This is a genomic window from Psychrobacter sp. GW64-MNA-CIBAN-0177 (assembly GCF_040309585.1).
In the GTDB taxonomy this organism is placed as follows: domain Bacteria; phylum Pseudomonadota; class Gammaproteobacteria; order Pseudomonadales; family Moraxellaceae; genus Psychrobacter; species Psychrobacter okhotskensis.
Genome location: NZ_JBEOOY010000004.1, coordinates 54092 through 71051, shown reverse-complemented (window position 1 = coordinate 71051; position 16960 = coordinate 54092). Strand labels below are relative to the sequence as shown.

At 44.0% G+C, this 16960-nt stretch carries 11 protein-coding genes; 9 read left to right on the top strand and 2 right to left on the bottom strand.

Translation table 11 applies throughout. The features are described 5' to 3' along the window. Window positions 1-275: 275 nt before the first annotated feature. Window positions 276-1568, bottom strand: coding sequence for a replication-associated recombination protein A (locus tag AAEY79_RS04150; protein WP_025652547.1), 1293 nt, complete (start codon window positions 1566-1568; stop codon window positions 276-278). Between the two features lie 324 nt (window positions 1569-1892). Here AAEY79_RS04150 and AAEY79_RS04145 point away from each other — a divergent pair, with 324 nt between their 5' ends. Then, window positions 1893-2393: a type IV secretion protein Rhs gene (locus AAEY79_RS04145; RefSeq protein WP_201566286.1), complete on the top strand. Its 501-nt coding sequence runs from the start codon at window positions 1893-1895 to the stop codon at window positions 2391-2393. Between the two features lie 257 nt (window positions 2394-2650). Then, on the top strand, window positions 2651-3628 hold the full coding sequence (locus AAEY79_RS04140; protein WP_173240264.1) for a hypothetical protein: 978 nt from the start codon (window positions 2651-2653) through the stop codon (window positions 3626-3628). 88 nt (window positions 3629-3716) lie between these two features. Here AAEY79_RS04140 and gltA read toward each other — a convergent pair whose 3' ends face one another. After that, window positions 3717-4997, bottom strand: coding sequence for a citrate synthase (gene gltA / locus AAEY79_RS04135; RefSeq protein WP_201566251.1), 1281 nt, complete (start codon window positions 4995-4997; stop codon window positions 3717-3719). Window positions 4998-6042: 1045 nt separating this feature from the next. Here gltA and sdhC point away from each other — a divergent pair. The 7 genes from sdhC to lpdA all read left to right on the top strand — a co-directional run bounded on the left by sdhC (window position 6043) and on the right by lpdA (window position 16903). Further along, window positions 6043-6429, top strand: a complete 387-nt coding sequence (sdhC, locus tag AAEY79_RS04130; protein ID WP_084212321.1) for a succinate dehydrogenase, cytochrome b556 subunit — start codon at window positions 6043-6045, stop codon at window positions 6427-6429. Window positions 6430-6431: 2 nt separating this feature from the next. Further along, a complete protein-coding gene (gene sdhD, locus AAEY79_RS04125) occupies window positions 6432-6836 on the top strand; it encodes a succinate dehydrogenase, hydrophobic membrane anchor protein (RefSeq protein ID WP_173240263.1) in 405 nt (134 codons plus the stop codon). Between the two features lie 428 nt (window positions 6837-7264). Further along, entirely contained in the window at window positions 7265-9115 is a 1851-nt protein-coding gene (sdhA, locus tag AAEY79_RS04120; RefSeq protein ID WP_025652540.1) for a succinate dehydrogenase flavoprotein subunit, read from the top strand. Window positions 9116-9304: 189 nt separating this feature from the next. Then, the gene (locus tag AAEY79_RS04115; RefSeq protein WP_025652539.1) at window positions 9305-10015 is read left to right on the top strand and encodes a succinate dehydrogenase iron-sulfur subunit; all 711 of its coding nucleotides are present in this window, start codon (window positions 9305-9307) and stop codon (window positions 10013-10015) included. Window positions 10016-10952: 937 nt separating this feature from the next. Next, complete coding sequence (locus AAEY79_RS04110; protein WP_352287379.1) at window positions 10953-13832, top strand: 2-oxoglutarate dehydrogenase E1 component; 2880 nt, start codon at window positions 10953-10955, stop codon at window positions 13830-13832. A gap of 156 nt (window positions 13833-13988) precedes the next feature. Then, complete coding sequence (gene odhB / locus AAEY79_RS04105) at window positions 13989-15248, top strand: 2-oxoglutarate dehydrogenase complex dihydrolipoyllysine-residue succinyltransferase (protein ID WP_025652972.1); 1260 nt, start codon at window positions 13989-13991, stop codon at window positions 15246-15248. 203 nt (window positions 15249-15451) lie between these two features. Further along, a complete protein-coding gene (gene lpdA, locus AAEY79_RS04100) occupies window positions 15452-16903 on the top strand; it encodes a dihydrolipoyl dehydrogenase (RefSeq protein ID WP_352287376.1) in 1452 nt (483 codons plus the stop codon). The last annotated feature ends 57 nt before the right edge of the window (window positions 16904-16960 follow it).

Genomic DNA, 16960 nt, shown 5'->3' with positions numbered 1-16960 from the left:
AATATTTTATTATGTATAAATCAGTGTGATGTGGGATATAAATGTTTATCCGGCTATTGTAGCAGTAGATAGCACCACGCGCTGCTGTGCTAAGGTAAAACCTGCCTTAGTTGGCGCAATATGCTATAAAAATGACCTACTCAATTGGCTGGTGTATATCGTTATGAGGTCATTTTAACGCTTTTCACCCCAGCATGCTGCATCATCTTGACAATCTGTCCATTAATAGCTTAAAAATAGTGATAAGTAATATCAATGATGCAGGCAGATAATCTTTATTGGTCATTACTCGCCGCTTGGCTTTTTAGCCAATCCATAAACTGCTTGCTGTGTTGTTCACGCTGATTGTCCGCAAACTCATAAAAGCTTGTCCCGATTAAATTGTCTGGCAAATATGACTGCGGATAATAGTGGTTGGGATAATCGTGCGGGTAGATGTAATCTTGACCATAGCCTTGATTACGCATCAGCTTGGTCACGCCATTACGTAGATGTAGCGGCACAGGAGATGCATCCTTTTCTGCCAACGCCATTGCAGCATTGATGGCTTTATACGTGCTATTGCTTTTGGCACTGGTCGCCAGATAAACCACCACTTGTCCTAAGATAATACGTGCTTCTGGCATACCAATCGACTGTACACTACGTAATGCTGCATCGGCGAGGAGTAAGGCATTCGGATTGGCATTGCCGATATCTTCACTGGCCAAAATCACTAAGCGCCGCGCAATAAAGTCAGCGGGCTCACCGCCAACGAGCATCCGCGCCATCCAGTACAAAGCCGCATCAGGATCGGAGCCACGGACGGATTTGATCATGGCAGATATAATGTCGTAATGCTGCTCGCCATCCTTGTCATATCGTACTAAGGCGGTTTGCGCCACTCGGCTAACCAGTTCGTCATCAATGATAACTGGCGACTGTTTGCTATCTGCCGTTTGAATCGCCAGCTCTAATACATTCAGCGCTTTTCTGGCATCACCATGTGCCAATTGACTGATGGTATTTTGTGCTTGCAGGTCGATAGTCAAATTTTGCAGAATGTTGTCTTCTTGCATGGCTCGTTGTAAGACCGCACTGATTTGTTCAGGCGTTAGTGGCTCTAGACGATAAACTTGGCAACGAGATAGCAGCGCATTATTGACACTAAAAGAGGGGTTCTCGGTGGTCGCGCCAATCAAAGTAATATCACCAGATTCTACCGCGCCCAGTAGCGCATCTTGTTGGGCTTTGTTAAAACGATGAATCTCGTCGATAAAAACCACTGGCGATTCAAAGTTTAAAGAATCTTTGGTATCTAGCACTTCACGCAGTTGTTTGACGCCAGTATTCAAGGCTGATAGCGCATGAAAAGGCCTGCCAACCGCGTCAGCCAACAGCATCGCAATCGTGGTTTTACCAATGCCAGCTTCGCCATGCAAGATAATGGACGGCAGGTGTCCTTGCTCCACCAAGCGTCTCAATGGCGCACCCTCTGCTAATAAATGTTCTTGACCAATGATAGCATCAAGAGTCGTGGGGCGCATACGCTGAGCAAGTGGGGTATCGGCATGAAAGTTAGGCGGCATAGGACTCTCTATTATAGGGTCGGCTGTTACAGGGTCTGATAATGATTATTTCATCAAAACGACTATTGATTGAATTGAAGACACACCCTAGACATTGGTAGTAAAAATAAGCTAATTTATACAGACAGTACTTCATTTTTATACAAACAGCTCTTTATTACTATTATGGTTGAGCTGCTAGGCTAACGCAGATTGGCGTTAAGAAAAACTGGCTAAGTGTACAGCTTATGTCCTAGACAATTGGTTTTTAATGCTTGGTTTTTAATGTCTGTATCCCTATTAAGGGCTCAGCACCATTCGCTAGCATAAGGCAATCCATTGATGATGTCTCAGCAGACTTTCAAACAGTTTTTACGGACAAAATTTTCCAAAAAACAATCACGCAAGCTGACTGCTGGTGAAATTGTGCTGGCTCGTTCAGTGTTCGGTAGCAATATTAAACTTGATGATGTTCATCTTAAAACGGCGCTTTGGGTACTAAAAAACTATGCGGTTAGTCCCAATGGCAACATTTACTTTCATCCTGCAGATTGGATAGCAGATTTTAGCCATGCCTCTATTGGTAAGCAAAGTTGGCTGATACACGAGCTAACCCATGTTTGGCAGCTACAACAGGGCCTCAAGGTGGTACGCGGTGCGCTTATCAATCGCCGCTATGATTATGTATTAGAAACAGGCAAGTCCTTTTTTAACTATGGTATCGAGCAACAGGCGCGCATGGTACAGGATTATTTTGTACGTCAGCAGCTTGGGAAAGACTGTCACGATTTAGAAGCCTGTATTCCATTTTTGACCAGACACTCTGTGGACAATACTAAAAAATAGATAGCTCATTCAGCGGTTAAGCTCTATATTGTGATAAATAGCTATTTTTCTGAATACCCAATATTATAAATAGCGATGATGATAAAGCAGGCTAAATACTACAAACACCAGTATGGCTGCGCAAAAACCGAACGCATTAGCACTATACTGAAGCCATACACTGAAACAATGCACTGAAGCCATGAAATGTCGCGACAATCTGAGCTTTTAATAGGTTAGCTTCTAACGTTAGCTTTTAACAAAGGATATGTACTCTGATGTTTAAATTTTTGTCAGCTGAGTCTGATATCGATTCGCACAACGATAGTATCAACCAAGGTCGCCTTTGTCTGCGCTCATCGTCAATGTTGCTGGCGGCGACAATGACAGGGCTGCTATTCTTGACGGGCTGTCAGCAAAAGCCAGCAGAAGAGCCTGTGATAGATTATGACCAAACCACTGAAAAAACAAGCGTAGAAGACAGCGAGCCTATGCCGCAAAGTGATTCAGCTGCTGCCCGCATAGAGCAGTTCCAGCCCTTGTACGTCGCTCAAGCGCAAGGGTTGCAGCAGCGCTTGCAAGCAGAGTATGAGTCATTACAAGCTGCTGATGCGTCAGGTGGCGATGCTTTATTGCTTGAAGGAGCGCCTGACACTACGGCTAATGATGATGGCAATCTTGGCAATCAAGTGACTGCTAGTAATACACCCGATGATAGCGGCTTGCCAGCTACAGAGGCAAGCGACAATAATGTGTCTGAGCAAGCATCAGTACCAGCCGCTACCGAGAGCGATGTTACGGATGCTGACATTAACACCAGTACTGAGGTTGGTGAGCGCGATTTGACCGTGCTTAAGCGTATCAGTCTTGAGCCACGTAAGCCGGTGATGTTGTCGGAAGCACAGATAATAGAAAGCTATCAGCAAGCGATGGAAGCACTATATCAACCGGTAACGACACCACTTAGTGCTGAAGATATCAATACCTTAATTAATATAGCAACCTTGACCCCGCAACTGTTCGAGCATGCAGAAATCGCTGGCAGAGTCAGTGCAAAAAGCCCAGCGCTGGCGCGTTTGATAATTCAACATCAAGTCTGGGAGCAGATAGAAGCTCAGCAAGTGTTAGATATGCAGCAGATGAAAATCAATCAGCAGCAAGAGTTTGAAACACTGATGACTAAGTTCAATGAAACCATTAAAGACTACGATGAGCAAATTGCCAAATATGAGCAGACGTTAAAAGAGTTTCAGTAAAGTGTGATTTGTCATCACGTTATTAAATTTAGACCATAAAAAATCCCGCTACGAGAGCGGGATTTTTTATGTTGCTGATAAGGGCTTACTATTTGCGATCTTCAACTTTAACAAAATCGCGTTTTGTCTCACCAGTATATAACTGACGCGGGCGACCGATTTTGAACGGTGCACTGTGCATCTCTAACCAATGGCTGATCCAACCAGAGGTACGGGCTAGAGAGAAGATAACCGTAAACATTGACGTTGGGATACCAATGGCTTTTAGAATGATGCCAGAGTAAAAATCAACGTTTGGATACAAGTTACGCTCGATGAAGAACGGGTCTTCTAAAGCGATTTTCTCAAGTGCCATAGCAAGCTCAAGCTTAGGATCGTTGATACCAAGCGCGGCTAATACTTCATCACAAGTCTCTTTCATGACTTGTGCGCGTGGGTCAAAGTTTTTGTAGACGCGATGACCAAAGCCCATAAGCTTCACTTCACGGCTCTTCACTTTTTCCATGAATTCAGGCACGTTTTCTACGCTACCGATTTCATCTAGCATCTCAAGAACGGCTTCGTTCGCACCGCCATGCGATGGGCCCCAAAGAGCCGCGATACCAGCCGCGATACAAGCGTAAGGATTGGCGCCAGTAGAGCCTGCCAAACGAACGGTAGACGTCGATGCATTTTGCTCATGGTCAGCGTGTAAAGTAAAGATTTTGTCCATAGCTTTAGCGATGACTGGGTTTACTTTATAGTCAACGTCAGCAGGGGTGGCAAACATCATATATAAGAAGTTTTCTGCATAGCTAAAGTCATTGCGTGGATACATGAACGGTTCGCCTTGTGAGTATTTATAACTCATCGCAGCAAGCGTTGGCATTTTAGCAATCAGACGGATAGCAGTGATTTCGCGATGATCTTCATTGCTGACATCTAGGTTTTCATGATAGAACGCTGATAAGGCACCAACGACACCAACCATAATGGCCATTGGATGCGCGTCACGGCGGAAGCCTTCAAAGAATTTGCGTAATTGATCATGAACGCCTGCATGCTTACGGATTTTTTCAAAGAAGTCCGCTTTTTGCTCGGCGTTAGGTAACTCGCCATGAACGAGGGCATAGGCCACTTCTAAATATTCAGCATTGTTTGCTAATTGATCGATAGGGTAGCCGCGATGTAATAATTCACCTTTACCACCATCAATGAAAGTGATTTTTGATTCGACAGGTGCGGTTACTTTAAAACCAGGGTCATAAGACCAAAAGCCTGACTCTTGCAAAGCTGCAACGTCGATAACTGGACGCCCTAAAGTACCTTTAATAATTGGAAGTTCGTATTCTTTACCATCTACGGTTAGTTTGGCGGTAGTGTCAGCCATAAATTCCTCTCCATTGGTTGTAACTTGTTAGAATAAAAATATACCGACGCACAGCCTCGCGCCATTAGTAGTCAAACGGTCAAAATGTTTTAACCCATTTAATATGCAGGCTATATTAGCAGCAATTCTCTCTGATTTGAAAAAACTTTTAGCAGCAATGGCACCAACTGGTGTGGTTTCATAGTATTTATCTACTGTAATTTTTGTATCAAAATATGTCTGCTTGGTTATTTTACTTAAAAAATGCCTTTTTATGGCATTAAGCCAAATCCCATTATTCACATAATATTAGTGTCAATTTGCCAAAATATAGCTATTAGCATTTTGGTTATTTATGCTAAAAACAGAGTGCGTATGAGTAGTAGGCGAACAGAATAGGTCAACAAATTCGTTAGGCTGAGATGTCGGAGGGGATTTAGTATTGCACAAATCCGCTTGTTTGTTAAATAAGCCTTCTAATTTCATTACTTTAGGGATAAATTTGTAATTGTCGCCCAGTCATTTTATAATTAGCGTTACTTAACTGGCACTCGCTCTGTGCGAATTGATAAGTGGTCGTGATATAGTATCGCTTAAAGCTGATTCTATCTGTATTTGGCGATGACCAAATGGTGACTGTTTAGACCAAAACCCTAGGTGATGGTCTCATGGATCTTGTTAACTGTCCTATTCTTAAGTAATTAGTAAATAATTAGCCTGTTTTAGTGAATGCACTTATGGTTCATAGTGATATAGAAACGACAGTCGTATTTTTCTGTATCAAAAGTATCAGTAAAAATAGAATAGTTAATCGATCTAATGAATGTTTATCTTTACTTGTTGGCTAGTGGATGGGCTGTCGTCAAGAGCTTATCAGTTTGATGAGTCCTGCTAAACCGTTTATCAAAACCTTTTATCATACGATCCTTTCTTCATATTTAGCACAAACTAAACGAAGTCAGCTAGCTCTTCCTTACTTTATTCGTCTCGTGTGTTGCTCAATGCCTAATTGACGCCATTAATGTCAAGCGTTGCTAGCAGATACAGGAGTATAACCGCAAAAAGGATGCCCGCTGTGAAAAGCAACCGACCTATTGATCTGCCTTTAAGCCAAGTGATTAGCGTTAATCGCTCACCGATCGCAATTGCCTCAATCTTGCATCGTATCACTGGTATTATCTTATTTTTACTGATTCCTGTCATGCTGTGGTTACTACAGAACTCATTGGCCTCGCCTGAGAGTTTTGAGACCGTGTTTGACAACGTACTCGTGCGCTTTTTGGCATGGATATTCGTGGCCGCGATTGCTTATCACTTTGTGATGGGTATCAAGCACTTATTCGCTGATATGGGCATGAACGAAGAACTAAAATCTGGCCGCACTGCCTCTATGGTCAGTTTTGTGATTGCAGCGATTCTAATTGTCGCGTCATTTGTATGGGTGATGTTCTAATGATAAAAAATAATTCAGGAGTCAAAAGCGCGACTGGTCTCACCGGATCAGGCTCACGTGATTGGATTGTTCAGCGCATTAGTGCTGTCGTCTTAGCCGTTTATAGTGTGGTACTTCTAGGCTTTTTCTTAACGCATGGCGATGTGACCTTTGTTGAATGGTCACAGTTTATGATGAGCTTGCCGATGCGCTTATTTAGCTTGGTGGCTATCCTTGCGCTAGCAGGTCATGCTTGGGTGGGAATGTGGACCGTCTTTACGGATTATATTACCACGGGCAAATTAGGCTCAAGCGCAGCAGGTCTACGTCTGGTGTTGCAGACACTTATGATCATTGCCATTTTAGTATTCTTATTTTGGGGTATTATGATTTTTTGGGGTAATGGCTTCGCTGTCGTTGCTGTCTAAAGACTCAATATCTAAGCCTTATTTATCGGTAGGTTTTATCAATAACGCTATCAATAATTCAGGTTTTACAAACGAAGCTAGATTCTACAAAATAAGCTAGGCTTTAAAAATAAGGATGGACTGCTTGGTCAGTTTTATAGACGGTTAAAGTCTTTAAGAGCAGTCTTTCAGTAGCCATATAATAGTCACGAGTTTCAATTGTTTTTGGCTGAGACAGTCGCTTATATGAGGGTGAATATAAGTCAACTTTGCCAGACACGACGATGACTATGCACATTTTAGTAAGTGGTTTGAGGTGGTTTACCTCGTCAATTTTAAGTGGTTTGCTTGATTAGACAGAATAGACGTTCAATCAGCCAACTACCGTGACGTAATAAGTAACCCTTGTATTTACTTCGCAAGCATTAACAGGCATTAGGAAAACCGTAATGGCAACTAGACAAGATAATACCATTAGTAATATTAAGACCCTAAACTACGATGCCGTCATCGTTGGTGGTGGTGGCTCAGGTATGCGTGCGTCACTACATTTGGCCGAAGCGGGCATGAATGTGGCGGTCATTACCAAAGTATTCCCGACCCGTTCGCACACGGTTGCCGCTCAAGGTGGTATCGGTGCAAGTTTGGGTAACATGAGCAATGACAACTGGCACTTTCACTTTTATGACACCGTTAAAGGGTCAGATTGGTTGGGTGACCAAGACGCTATCGAATATATGTGCCGTGAAGCGCCAAAAGTGGTGTATGAGCTTGAGCACATGGGCATGCCGTTTGACCGTAATGAGGATGGCACGATTTATCAGCGCCCATTCGGTGGTCATACTTCTAACTATGGTGAAAAAGCTGTACAACGTGCTTGTGCTGCGGCTGACCGTACGGGTCACGCACTATTGCATACCCTTTATCAAAAAAACTTAGAGCAAGGTACTCAATTCTTTATTGAGTGGATTGCCCTTGATTTAATCAAAGATGAAGCCGGTAATATCAACGGTGTGGTCGCGCTTGAGCAAGAAACAGGGACGGTTGCGGTATTCCAGTCACCAATTACTGTTTTGGCAACTGGCGGCGCTGGTCGTATCTTTGAAGCCTCTACCAACGCTTATATCAATACTGGTGACGGTATCGGTATGGCAGTTCGTGCTGGCGTGCCACTTCAGGATATGGAATTCTGGCAGTTCCACCCAACGGGTGTGGCTGGTGCGGGCGTTCTATTGACGGAAGGTTGCCGCGGTGAAGGTGCTATCTTGCGTAATAAAGATGGTGAAGCCTTTATGGAGCGTTATGCGCCAACCGTAAAAGACTTGGCACCACGTGATTTGGTTTCGCGCTCTATGGATCAAGAAATCAAAGAAGGCCGTGGTTGTGGTCCGAATGCAGACTATATCGTTATGGATATGACGCATTTGGGTGTTGAAACCATCATGAAGCGTTTGCCATCAGTCTTTGAGATCGGTAAAAACTTTGCGAACGTCGATATCACCAAAGAGCCTATCCCTGTTATTCCAACCATTCACTATATGATGGGCGGTATTCCGACGACGATTCATGGTCAAGTTATCACGCCGGATTTAGATGCGGAGACGGATGAAGACGGCCTATATACCAAAGGCAATGTCGTTAAAGGTCTATATGCTATTGGCGAATGTGCTTGTGTCAGTGTCCATGGTGCCAACCGTTTAGGAACCAATTCACTGCTCGATTTGTTGGTATTCGGTCGGGCAGCAGGTAAGCATATCGTTGATGAATTCCATCATGCCGATCACAACTACAAGCCGCTTGATCCACGCGTTCTTGATTTTACCGTGAAGCGTTTAGACAAGTTACAACAGTCTACTGAAGGCTATAATGCTCAAGACGTTGCAGACGAGATTCGTGCCGTGATGCAAAAGCATGCTAGCGTATTCCGTACCCAAGCCATGATGGACGAAGGTGTTGAGAAAATCTTAGCGCTGGGTGACAAAATTGACCAAATCCATTTAGCTGATAAATCACAAGTGTTCAACACCGCTCGTATTGAAGCATTTGAAGTCGCAAACCTTTACGAAGTGGCTAAAGCAACCATGATCTCAGCGGCTAACCGTCACGAAAGTCGCGGTGCCCACAGTGTGTCAGATTATGACCGCCCAGAAGATGATGACTATGCACCAAACGGTCGTAACGATCATGACTGGATGAAGCATACACTTTGGTACTCTGAAGGCAATCGCATTGTTTATAAGCCTGTTCGTAAAGTACCGCTGACTGTTGACTATATCGAGCCAAAAGTTCGCGTCTATTAAGTCTAGACTGCGCGGCTTTTATATCTGTTATATAAAAGCCGCGCAAACGTTCTATCCCTTATTAATTTATTAAAAAGGTGACCGCCAGCTACATGCTCATGCCAGCGCTGTAATAAAGAGAGACCCTCTAGCGCTGACATGCGGCAACCTTTGTATGCCCGCCATCACCTACGTGTGGAGTTTAGCATTATGAGCCGAGGTACTCGCACCATCGAAATCTATCGCTACGATCCTGACTTGGACGCAGCGCCGCGCATGCAAACTTATACGATTGAGCTACTAGACTCAGATCGTATGTTGCTTGACGTGTTATTACGCCTAAAAAAGGAAGATGAAACCATCACCTTCCGTCGCTCTTGCCGTGAAGGCATTTGTGGCTCTGACGGCATGAATATTAATGGTAAAAACGGTTTAGCCTGTTTGTTAAACATGAACACGCTACCCGAAAAAATTACTATTCGTCCGTTACCAGGTTTGCCTGTTGTGCGTGATTTGGTTGTCGATATGAACCAATTCTACGAGCAGTACGAAAAAGTACACCCGTACTTAATTAATGATCAGCCTGCACCGCCAACGGAGCGTTTACAGTCACCTGAACAACGTGAAAAGCTAAACGGTTTGTATGAATGTATCCTATGTGCGTGCTGCTCAACCAGCTGCCCATCATTCTGGTGGAATCCTGATAAGTTCTTAGGCCCATCAGCACTATTACACGCTTATCGCTTTGTTGCTGATAGCCGTGATGGTGATACGCAAGCACGTTTGGCACGTTTGGACGATCCATTCAGCCTATTCCGCTGCCGTGGTATCATGAACTGTGTTTCAGTTTGTCCAAAAGGCTTAAACCCTACCAAGGCAATCGGTCATCTACGTAACATGCTGATTGATCAAGCAGGTTAAACGGGTTCATTGTTGCATGGTTGTATGCACACATCATCACGAAACACCGTCTCATTATTAGGCGGTGTTTTTTATTGAACAAATTTGCATAGTGATAGAATGTGTCGTGATCGAATGCAAGCGAGGTTTTTCTGATTGCTATCTAACTTGCTATTTAAGAAGACAGCCATCATATATTTTAAAGGACGATACGAGGCGCGAAAAAACGTTGCTTCTTACCGTTGTAAGACCAAAAAATATTATAGATAGTAGAGTTTTTCATCAAAAAAGCAGGAAATAACTGGTCAAAAGTAAGGCAGTATTAACAATACGTTGGTGGTATGTAAGGAGATGAGTTATATGAGCAAACTCTCTATATAATTACCAATAGAAATGTACGAAGTGGGAGGTTTATAATAGATATTCATTATGTAAATACCTACTATTGAGCAAACAAACTATGTCATGCGGGGTACGCATGCTAAGCTATACAGCAATGTATGTTTGTCAAAAAAGACGGTAAATATCTCTCATACAAAAACATTTCAGCGAAAATAGCCAGTTTATAGGCTAGCTGAACGATAGGATGTTTACCAAAGATATTACCATTAATGAATTGGTTATAGCTGATAGCAGTATATATAAATTAATGTTGTGAAACGAGTCTGATAAGAAAACCGGACGTTCACAAATAATTTGATTGAATGACTATTATCTGAGATAAGTATTGTAGTAGCACTCGTTGTCGTTGCTTGATATATGTTTTATCAATAGTGATAACGGCTTCTTTCTATAGCACAAATAACATTTAATACGAATAGAGCTTTTATATACTAAATATTAGCCATCGCCATTCTTACTTAATGGTGAATTTTAAGAGTCAAAATACCGAACGTACAATGAACGACACAATAATAAGCACGATTCCATTCATTTATCTATCAAATAGACGATTATTATGAATAGTATAACTAAAGAAGCTGCAGACGTAGAACATACTGAACTGGCTGCTGATAATGCCAATTATATCGAAGCACTTTATGAGCAGTACTTAACTGACCCTACGAGTGTTGATACCGATTGGCAAGCGTATTTTGCCCAGTATCAGTCGCCAAATGATGCTCAGCATAACGCCATCAAAGATCAGTTTTTATTGCTTGCTCGCAATCAGACGGCCAACAAGATTACCCCCACAACCACAACGACTAGCAATGCTGCTGACTGTGCTGACCCTAAGCAAATGGGCGTACAGCAGCTGATTTCTGCTTATCGTCGCCGTGGTCATCGCCGTGCAAAATTAGATCCGTTGGATCTACATCCGCGCGCTGAAGTCGAAGATTTGACCCTTGAGTACCACAATCTCTCAGAAGCTGATTTAGACACCATTTATCCTACCAACGATTTGAATATCGGTAAGGACGAAGCACCGTTACGAGAAATTATCGAAATTATGGAGCGTGTTTATTGCCGCTACATTGGTGTCGAATATATGCACGTCACCACCAGTACCGAAAAGCGCTGGATGGAACAATATCTAGAGACCAACTTAGGTCATATCGAGTTTGACAAAGAAAAGCGTTTGTCTATTCTTGAACGTTTGACGGCAGCCGAAGGCCTAGAAAAATATCTAGCGCGTAAGTATACAGGTGTTAAGCGTTTTGGTTTAGAAGGCGGTGAAAGCTTTATTCCTGCCGTTAACGAAATTATACAGCGTGCTGGTGGCTATGGTACCAAAGAGATGGTTATTGGTATGGCGCATCGTGGACGCCTGAACTTACTCGTAAATATCTTAGGTAAAAACCCCGCTGATTTGTTTGACGAATTCGATGGCAAAGTACAGCCAGAAAAAGGCTCAGGCGACGTTAAGTATCATAATGGTTATTCATCTAACGTGATGACGCCAGGTGGCGAAGCGCATTTAGCATTGGCCTTTAACCCATCGCATCTTGAGATTGTGGCACCCGTATTACAAGGCTCAGTCCGTGCTCGTCAAGTGCGTCGCAACGACCAAGCTCGCCATGAAGGTAAAGATGGCAATTCAGTACTGCCAATCGTTATCCACGGTGATGCAGCATTTGCCGGTCAAGGTGTGGTGCAAGAGACCTTCCAGATGTCACAAACCCGTGCTTATACCACGGGCGGTACGGTACATATCGTCATTAATAACCAAGTCGGCTTTACGACCAGTCGTCAAGAAGATCTACGTTCGACAGAATACTGTACTGATGTGGCGAAAATGGTACATGCGCCCATTCTACATGTGAATGGTGATGACCCTGAGTCTGTCGTATTTGCCGCTCAATTAGCCTTAGATTACCGTCATGAGTTTGATAAAGACATTATCATTGATCTGTTCTGCTATCGTCGTAATGGCCACAATGAAGCGGACGAGCCGTCAGCGACTCAGCCATTGATGTATGCAGTCATCAAACAGCTACCAACGACCCGCACTCTCTATGCCCAGCAGTTAATTGAAGCGGGTATTATTAGTGAAGAAGAAGCGAAAAGTTACGAAGATTCTTACCGCGAATCGTTAGATCGTGGCGATTATGTGGTGAATTCTTTGGTCAGTGATCCTGATGAAGCGCTTTTTGTCGATTGGAAACCCTATCTAGGTCATGACCTCGTCGATGACTGGGACACCAGTGTCGATATCGAAACTCTTAAAGGCTACGGTCGCCGTATGGCTGAAATGCCTGAAGGCTACAAGTTACAGCGCCAAGTTCAAAAGATGGTCGATCAGCGTCTAGCGATGCAGACTGGCGAAGAGCCGCTGAACTGGGGCGCCGCTGAAACGTTGGCTTATGCCTCACTGGTTGATAATGATGGTGTATTAGTACGCATTACTGGCGAAGATGTCGGCCGTGGTACTTTCTCGCATCGTCATAGTGAGATTTATAACGTCAATGACGGTAGCATGTATGTGCCACTTGCGCATATGAGTGAAAAACAAGCGCGTTTTGCCACTTATAACTCACTATTATCAGAAGAAGCAGTATTGGCCTTTGAGTATGGCTATGCCACGACTGTACCAAACGCATTGATCGTTTGGGAAGCGCAGTTTGGTGACTTCGTCAACGGTGCGCAAGTAGTGATTGACCAGTTCATCTCAAGTGGCGAGACCAAATGGCAGCGTGTTTGTGGTCTAACCATGCTGTTACCGCATGGCTATGAAGGTCAAGGCCCAGAGCATTCATCTGCCCGTCTTGAGCGCTTCTTACAGTTATGTGCCGAAGACAACATGCAAGTGATTACGCCAACGACGCCGGCACAGATTTATCATGCGCTACGTCGTCAAGCCATACGTCCAATCCGTAAACCATTGATCGTCATGTCACCGAAGAGCTTGCTACGTCATAAGCTTGCCACGTCAAATCTAGAAGAGTTGGCCGTTGGTAAGTTTGAGACGGTTATCTCAGAGATGGATGATCACAATGCAGATAAAGTAACTCGTATGGTGCTATGTGGCGGCAAGGTTTATTATGATTTGTTAGAGCAGCGCCGTGCATTGGGTCTAGAGCATGTGGCTATTGTACGTATTGAGCAGCTTTATCCGTTGCCAGAAGAGCGTTTGATTGCTGAGATTGAAAAATATAGCAATCTACAAGAGATCGTTTGGACGCAAGAAGAGCCGTTGAACCAAGGCGCTTGGTATTATTTGGCACCGCATATGTTTCGTATTGTCGTACCGCATCCAACCAAGGCAAAAGTCATGGAGCCGGTAGCACGCCCTCCTAGTGCCGCACCTGCGACGGGCTCACCCAAATTACATGCTCAGCAGCAACAAGCATTGATCGCCGGTGGTCTTGGCATCAGTGTCGATGAGTTGTCAAAGTAATAGCTTATATCAGTAACAGTTTATAAAAGACACATGAATCAGGCGATGACAGTCAGTACCTAGCAATACCGTATGAGTAACGCGATTGAAAACGGTATTGACTGCCCATCACGACTTAATAATAAATATGAATATCCAAATCTAAGGAGTATATCGATGGCTGATATTAAAGCCCCCGTTTTTCCAGAATCGGTTGCCGATGGCACAATCGTTGAATGGCATGTCACTGAAGGTCAACAAGTTAATCGTGATGACCTATTGGCTGAAATTGAAACCGATAAAGTTGTCCTCGAAGTCGTAGCGCCTGATGATGGTGTGGTGACTAAAATCGTTAAGCAAGTTGACGACACTGTGTTATCTGATGAGTTAATTGCAGAGTTCGAAGCGGGTGCAAGCGGTAGTGCAGATGCCGGTTCTAGCTCAAATGACGCTCCAGCTGTCAACCCAAATCAGCCAGCTGCGCCAGTACAAGCCAAGCAAAGTACTGACGGCGGTGAGCCAGTACAAGCGACTGACAAAAAAGATGAAGCTGACCATAAAGATCAAAGCCCAGCAGTGCGTAAAGCGGCAAAAGAAAGCGGCGTAGATCCTAAAAACGTCGAAGGTAGTGGTCGCGGCGGTCGTGTGACCAAAACTGACATGTCAAATCCAACGCTTAAAGCAGACAGCTCTATCAAGTCTGATAGTGGTCGTCCAGTTGCTGAATCGACGGGTGAGCGTACTGAAAAACGTGTTCCGATGACGCGTCTACGTAAGCGTGTGGCTGAGCGTCTATTATCAGCGACGCAAGAGACTGCAATGCTGACGACGTTTAACGAAGTCAACATGAAGCCATTGATGGACATGCGTACCAAATATAAAGACCAATTCGAAAAACGTCATGGTGTGCGTCTAGGCTTTATGTCATTGTTTGTCAAAGCAGCGACTGAGGCTCTTAAACGCTACCCAGCAGTGAACGCGTCACTAGACGGTGATGATATTGTTTATCATGGTTTCTATGATATCGGTGTTGCGGTATCGTCTGATCGTGGTCTAGTGGTTCCAGTACTACGTGATACCGATCGCATGAGCATGGCAGATGTCGAAGCCAAAATCCGTGAGCTTGGCGGTAAAGCACAAGAAGGTAAGCTTGGTTTGGACGAGATGACTGGTGGTACATTCACCATCTCTAACGGTGGTGTCTTTGGCTCATTGATGTCAACGCCTATCTTGAACCCACCACAAACTGCTATCTTGGGTATGCATGCTATTAATGATCGCCCGATGGCGGTTAATGGTGAGGTTAAAATCCTACCAATGATGTATCTCGCGTTATCTTATGACCATCGTATGATTGATGGTAAAGAAGCGGTACAGTTCTTAGTTACCTTAAAAGATTTGGTCGAAGACCCAACCATGCTGCTATTAGACCTGTAAGCTTCTAAGCTTGTATTGGCAACCGCCGATACAAGCTTTTTAACTTTGGTGTAAGTGATTATTATTTGTCGATAAATAAATAAAGGGTTTCACTCAAATAACGTATTAGTTATAGAGTGAGGTCTTCATCAGTTTATCAAAAATACAATCAATCACTTAAATCCTAAATAAAACTAGAAAGAAATTAAAAATAGGAACGTACTATGAAAGATAATTATGATCTAGTCGTTATCGGCGGCGGTCCTGGTGGTTACGAAGCAGCGATTCGTGCAGGGCAGCTTGGTATGAGCGTTGCTTGTATCGAAAAACGTGTTTATAAAGGTGAGCCTGCTCTTGGCGGTACTTGCTTAAACGTTGGTTGTATCCCATCAAAAGCCCTACTTGATAGTTCGCATCGTTATGAAGCGACCAAGCATGATCTTGAAGAACATGGTATTAGCACTGGCGACGTCGCTATCGATATCGAGCAAATGATTGCTCGCAAAGAAGGTATCGTTAAGCAATTGACTGGCGGTGTGGCAGCGTTATTAAAAGGTAACGGCGTTGACTGGCTACAAGGCTGGGGCACATTGGTTGATGGCAAAGGCGCTGATAAGCAAGTTAAGTTTGTCGCTTTAGAAGACGAAGCAGAAAGCACTATTACCGCTAAAAACGTGATTCTAGCGGCCGGCTCAGTACCTATTGATATCCCAGTTGCCAAAACTGACGGTGATCGTATCGTTGACTCTACTGGTGCCCTTGATTTTACCTCAGTTCCTAAGCGTCTAGGCGTTATCGGTGCTGGCGTTATCGGTCTTGAGCTCGGTTCTGTATGGCGTCGTTTAGGTAGCGAAGTTGTTGTTTATGAAGCGCTTCCAAGTTTCTTAGCAGCCGCTGACAAAGACATCGCAAAAGAAGCAGGCAAAATGCTGAAGAAGCAGGGTCTTGATATCCGTGTTGATACCAAAGTCACCAATGCTGAAGTGAAGGGCGATCAAGTCGTCGTTACTAGCGAAAATAAAGGCGAGTCATCTGAAGAGAGCTTTGACAAGCTCATCGTTTGTGTTGGTCGCCGTGCATACTCTGAAAAACTGCTTGGCGAAGACAGCGGTATTACCTTGACTGAACGCGGTTTGATCGATGTCGATGACCAGTGCAAAACCAATCTTGATGGCGTTTATGCTATTGGTGATTTAGTCCGTGGTCCAATGCTTGCGCATAAAGCAATGGAAGAGGGCATGATGGCCGTGGAGCGTATTCACGGTGAAAAAGCTCAGGTTAATTATGACACGATTATCAATGTTATCTATACCCATCCAGAAATCGCATGGGTTGGTTTGACCGAGCAAGAAGCGACTGAAGCGGGTTATGAAGTTAAGACCGGTTCATTCAACCTAGCGGCTAATGGTCGTGCCCTTGCGCAAAGCGAAGCACAAGGCTCTATTAAAGTCGTCGCTGATGCTAAAACAGACCGTCTATTAGGTATGCACGCTATCTCAGCTGGCGCCGGTGATATCGTCCATCAGGGTATGATTGCGATGGAATTCGTCTCTAGTATCGAAGATTTACAGTTGATGACGTTTGCGCATCCAACGATTTCAGAAGCGGTACATGAAGCGGCTCTATCTGCAGATGGCCGTGCTATTCACGCGATTCAGCGTAAAAAACGTAAGTAGTTTTGATAGCGTTCAATAGTGTTTACAGCGCTTTTAGAAGTTTAAGTAACAAGCTAT

Excerpts from the sequence above, each read along its gene's own strand:
- AAEY79_RS04150 (WP_025652547.1), bottom strand. The coding sequence starts at position 1,568 with ATGCCGCCTAACTTTCATGCCGATACCCCACTTGCTCAGCGTATGCGC.
- AAEY79_RS04145 (WP_201566286.1), top strand. The coding sequence starts at position 1,893 with ATGTCTCAGCAGACTTTCAAACAGTTTTTACGGACAAAATTTTCCAAA.
- AAEY79_RS04140 (WP_173240264.1), top strand. The coding sequence starts at position 2,651 with ATGTTTAAATTTTTGTCAGCTGAGTCTGATATCGATTCGCACAACGAT.
- gltA (WP_201566251.1), bottom strand. The coding sequence starts at position 4,997 with ATGGCTGACACTACCGCCAAACTAACCGTAGATGGTAAAGAATACGAA.
- sdhC (WP_084212321.1), top strand. The coding sequence starts at position 6,043 with ATGCCCGCTGTGAAAAGCAACCGACCTATTGATCTGCCTTTAAGCCAA.
- sdhA (WP_025652540.1), top strand. The coding sequence starts at position 7,265 with ATGGCAACTAGACAAGATAATACCATTAGTAATATTAAGACCCTAAAC.
- AAEY79_RS04115 (WP_025652539.1), top strand. The coding sequence starts at position 9,305 with ATGAGCCGAGGTACTCGCACCATCGAAATCTATCGCTACGATCCTGAC.
- AAEY79_RS04110 (WP_352287379.1), top strand. The coding sequence starts at position 10,953 with ATGAATAGTATAACTAAAGAAGCTGCAGACGTAGAACATACTGAACTG.
- odhB (WP_025652972.1), top strand. The coding sequence starts at position 13,989 with ATGGCTGATATTAAAGCCCCCGTTTTTCCAGAATCGGTTGCCGATGGC.
- lpdA (WP_352287376.1), top strand. The coding sequence starts at position 15,452 with ATGAAAGATAATTATGATCTAGTCGTTATCGGCGGCGGTCCTGGTGGT.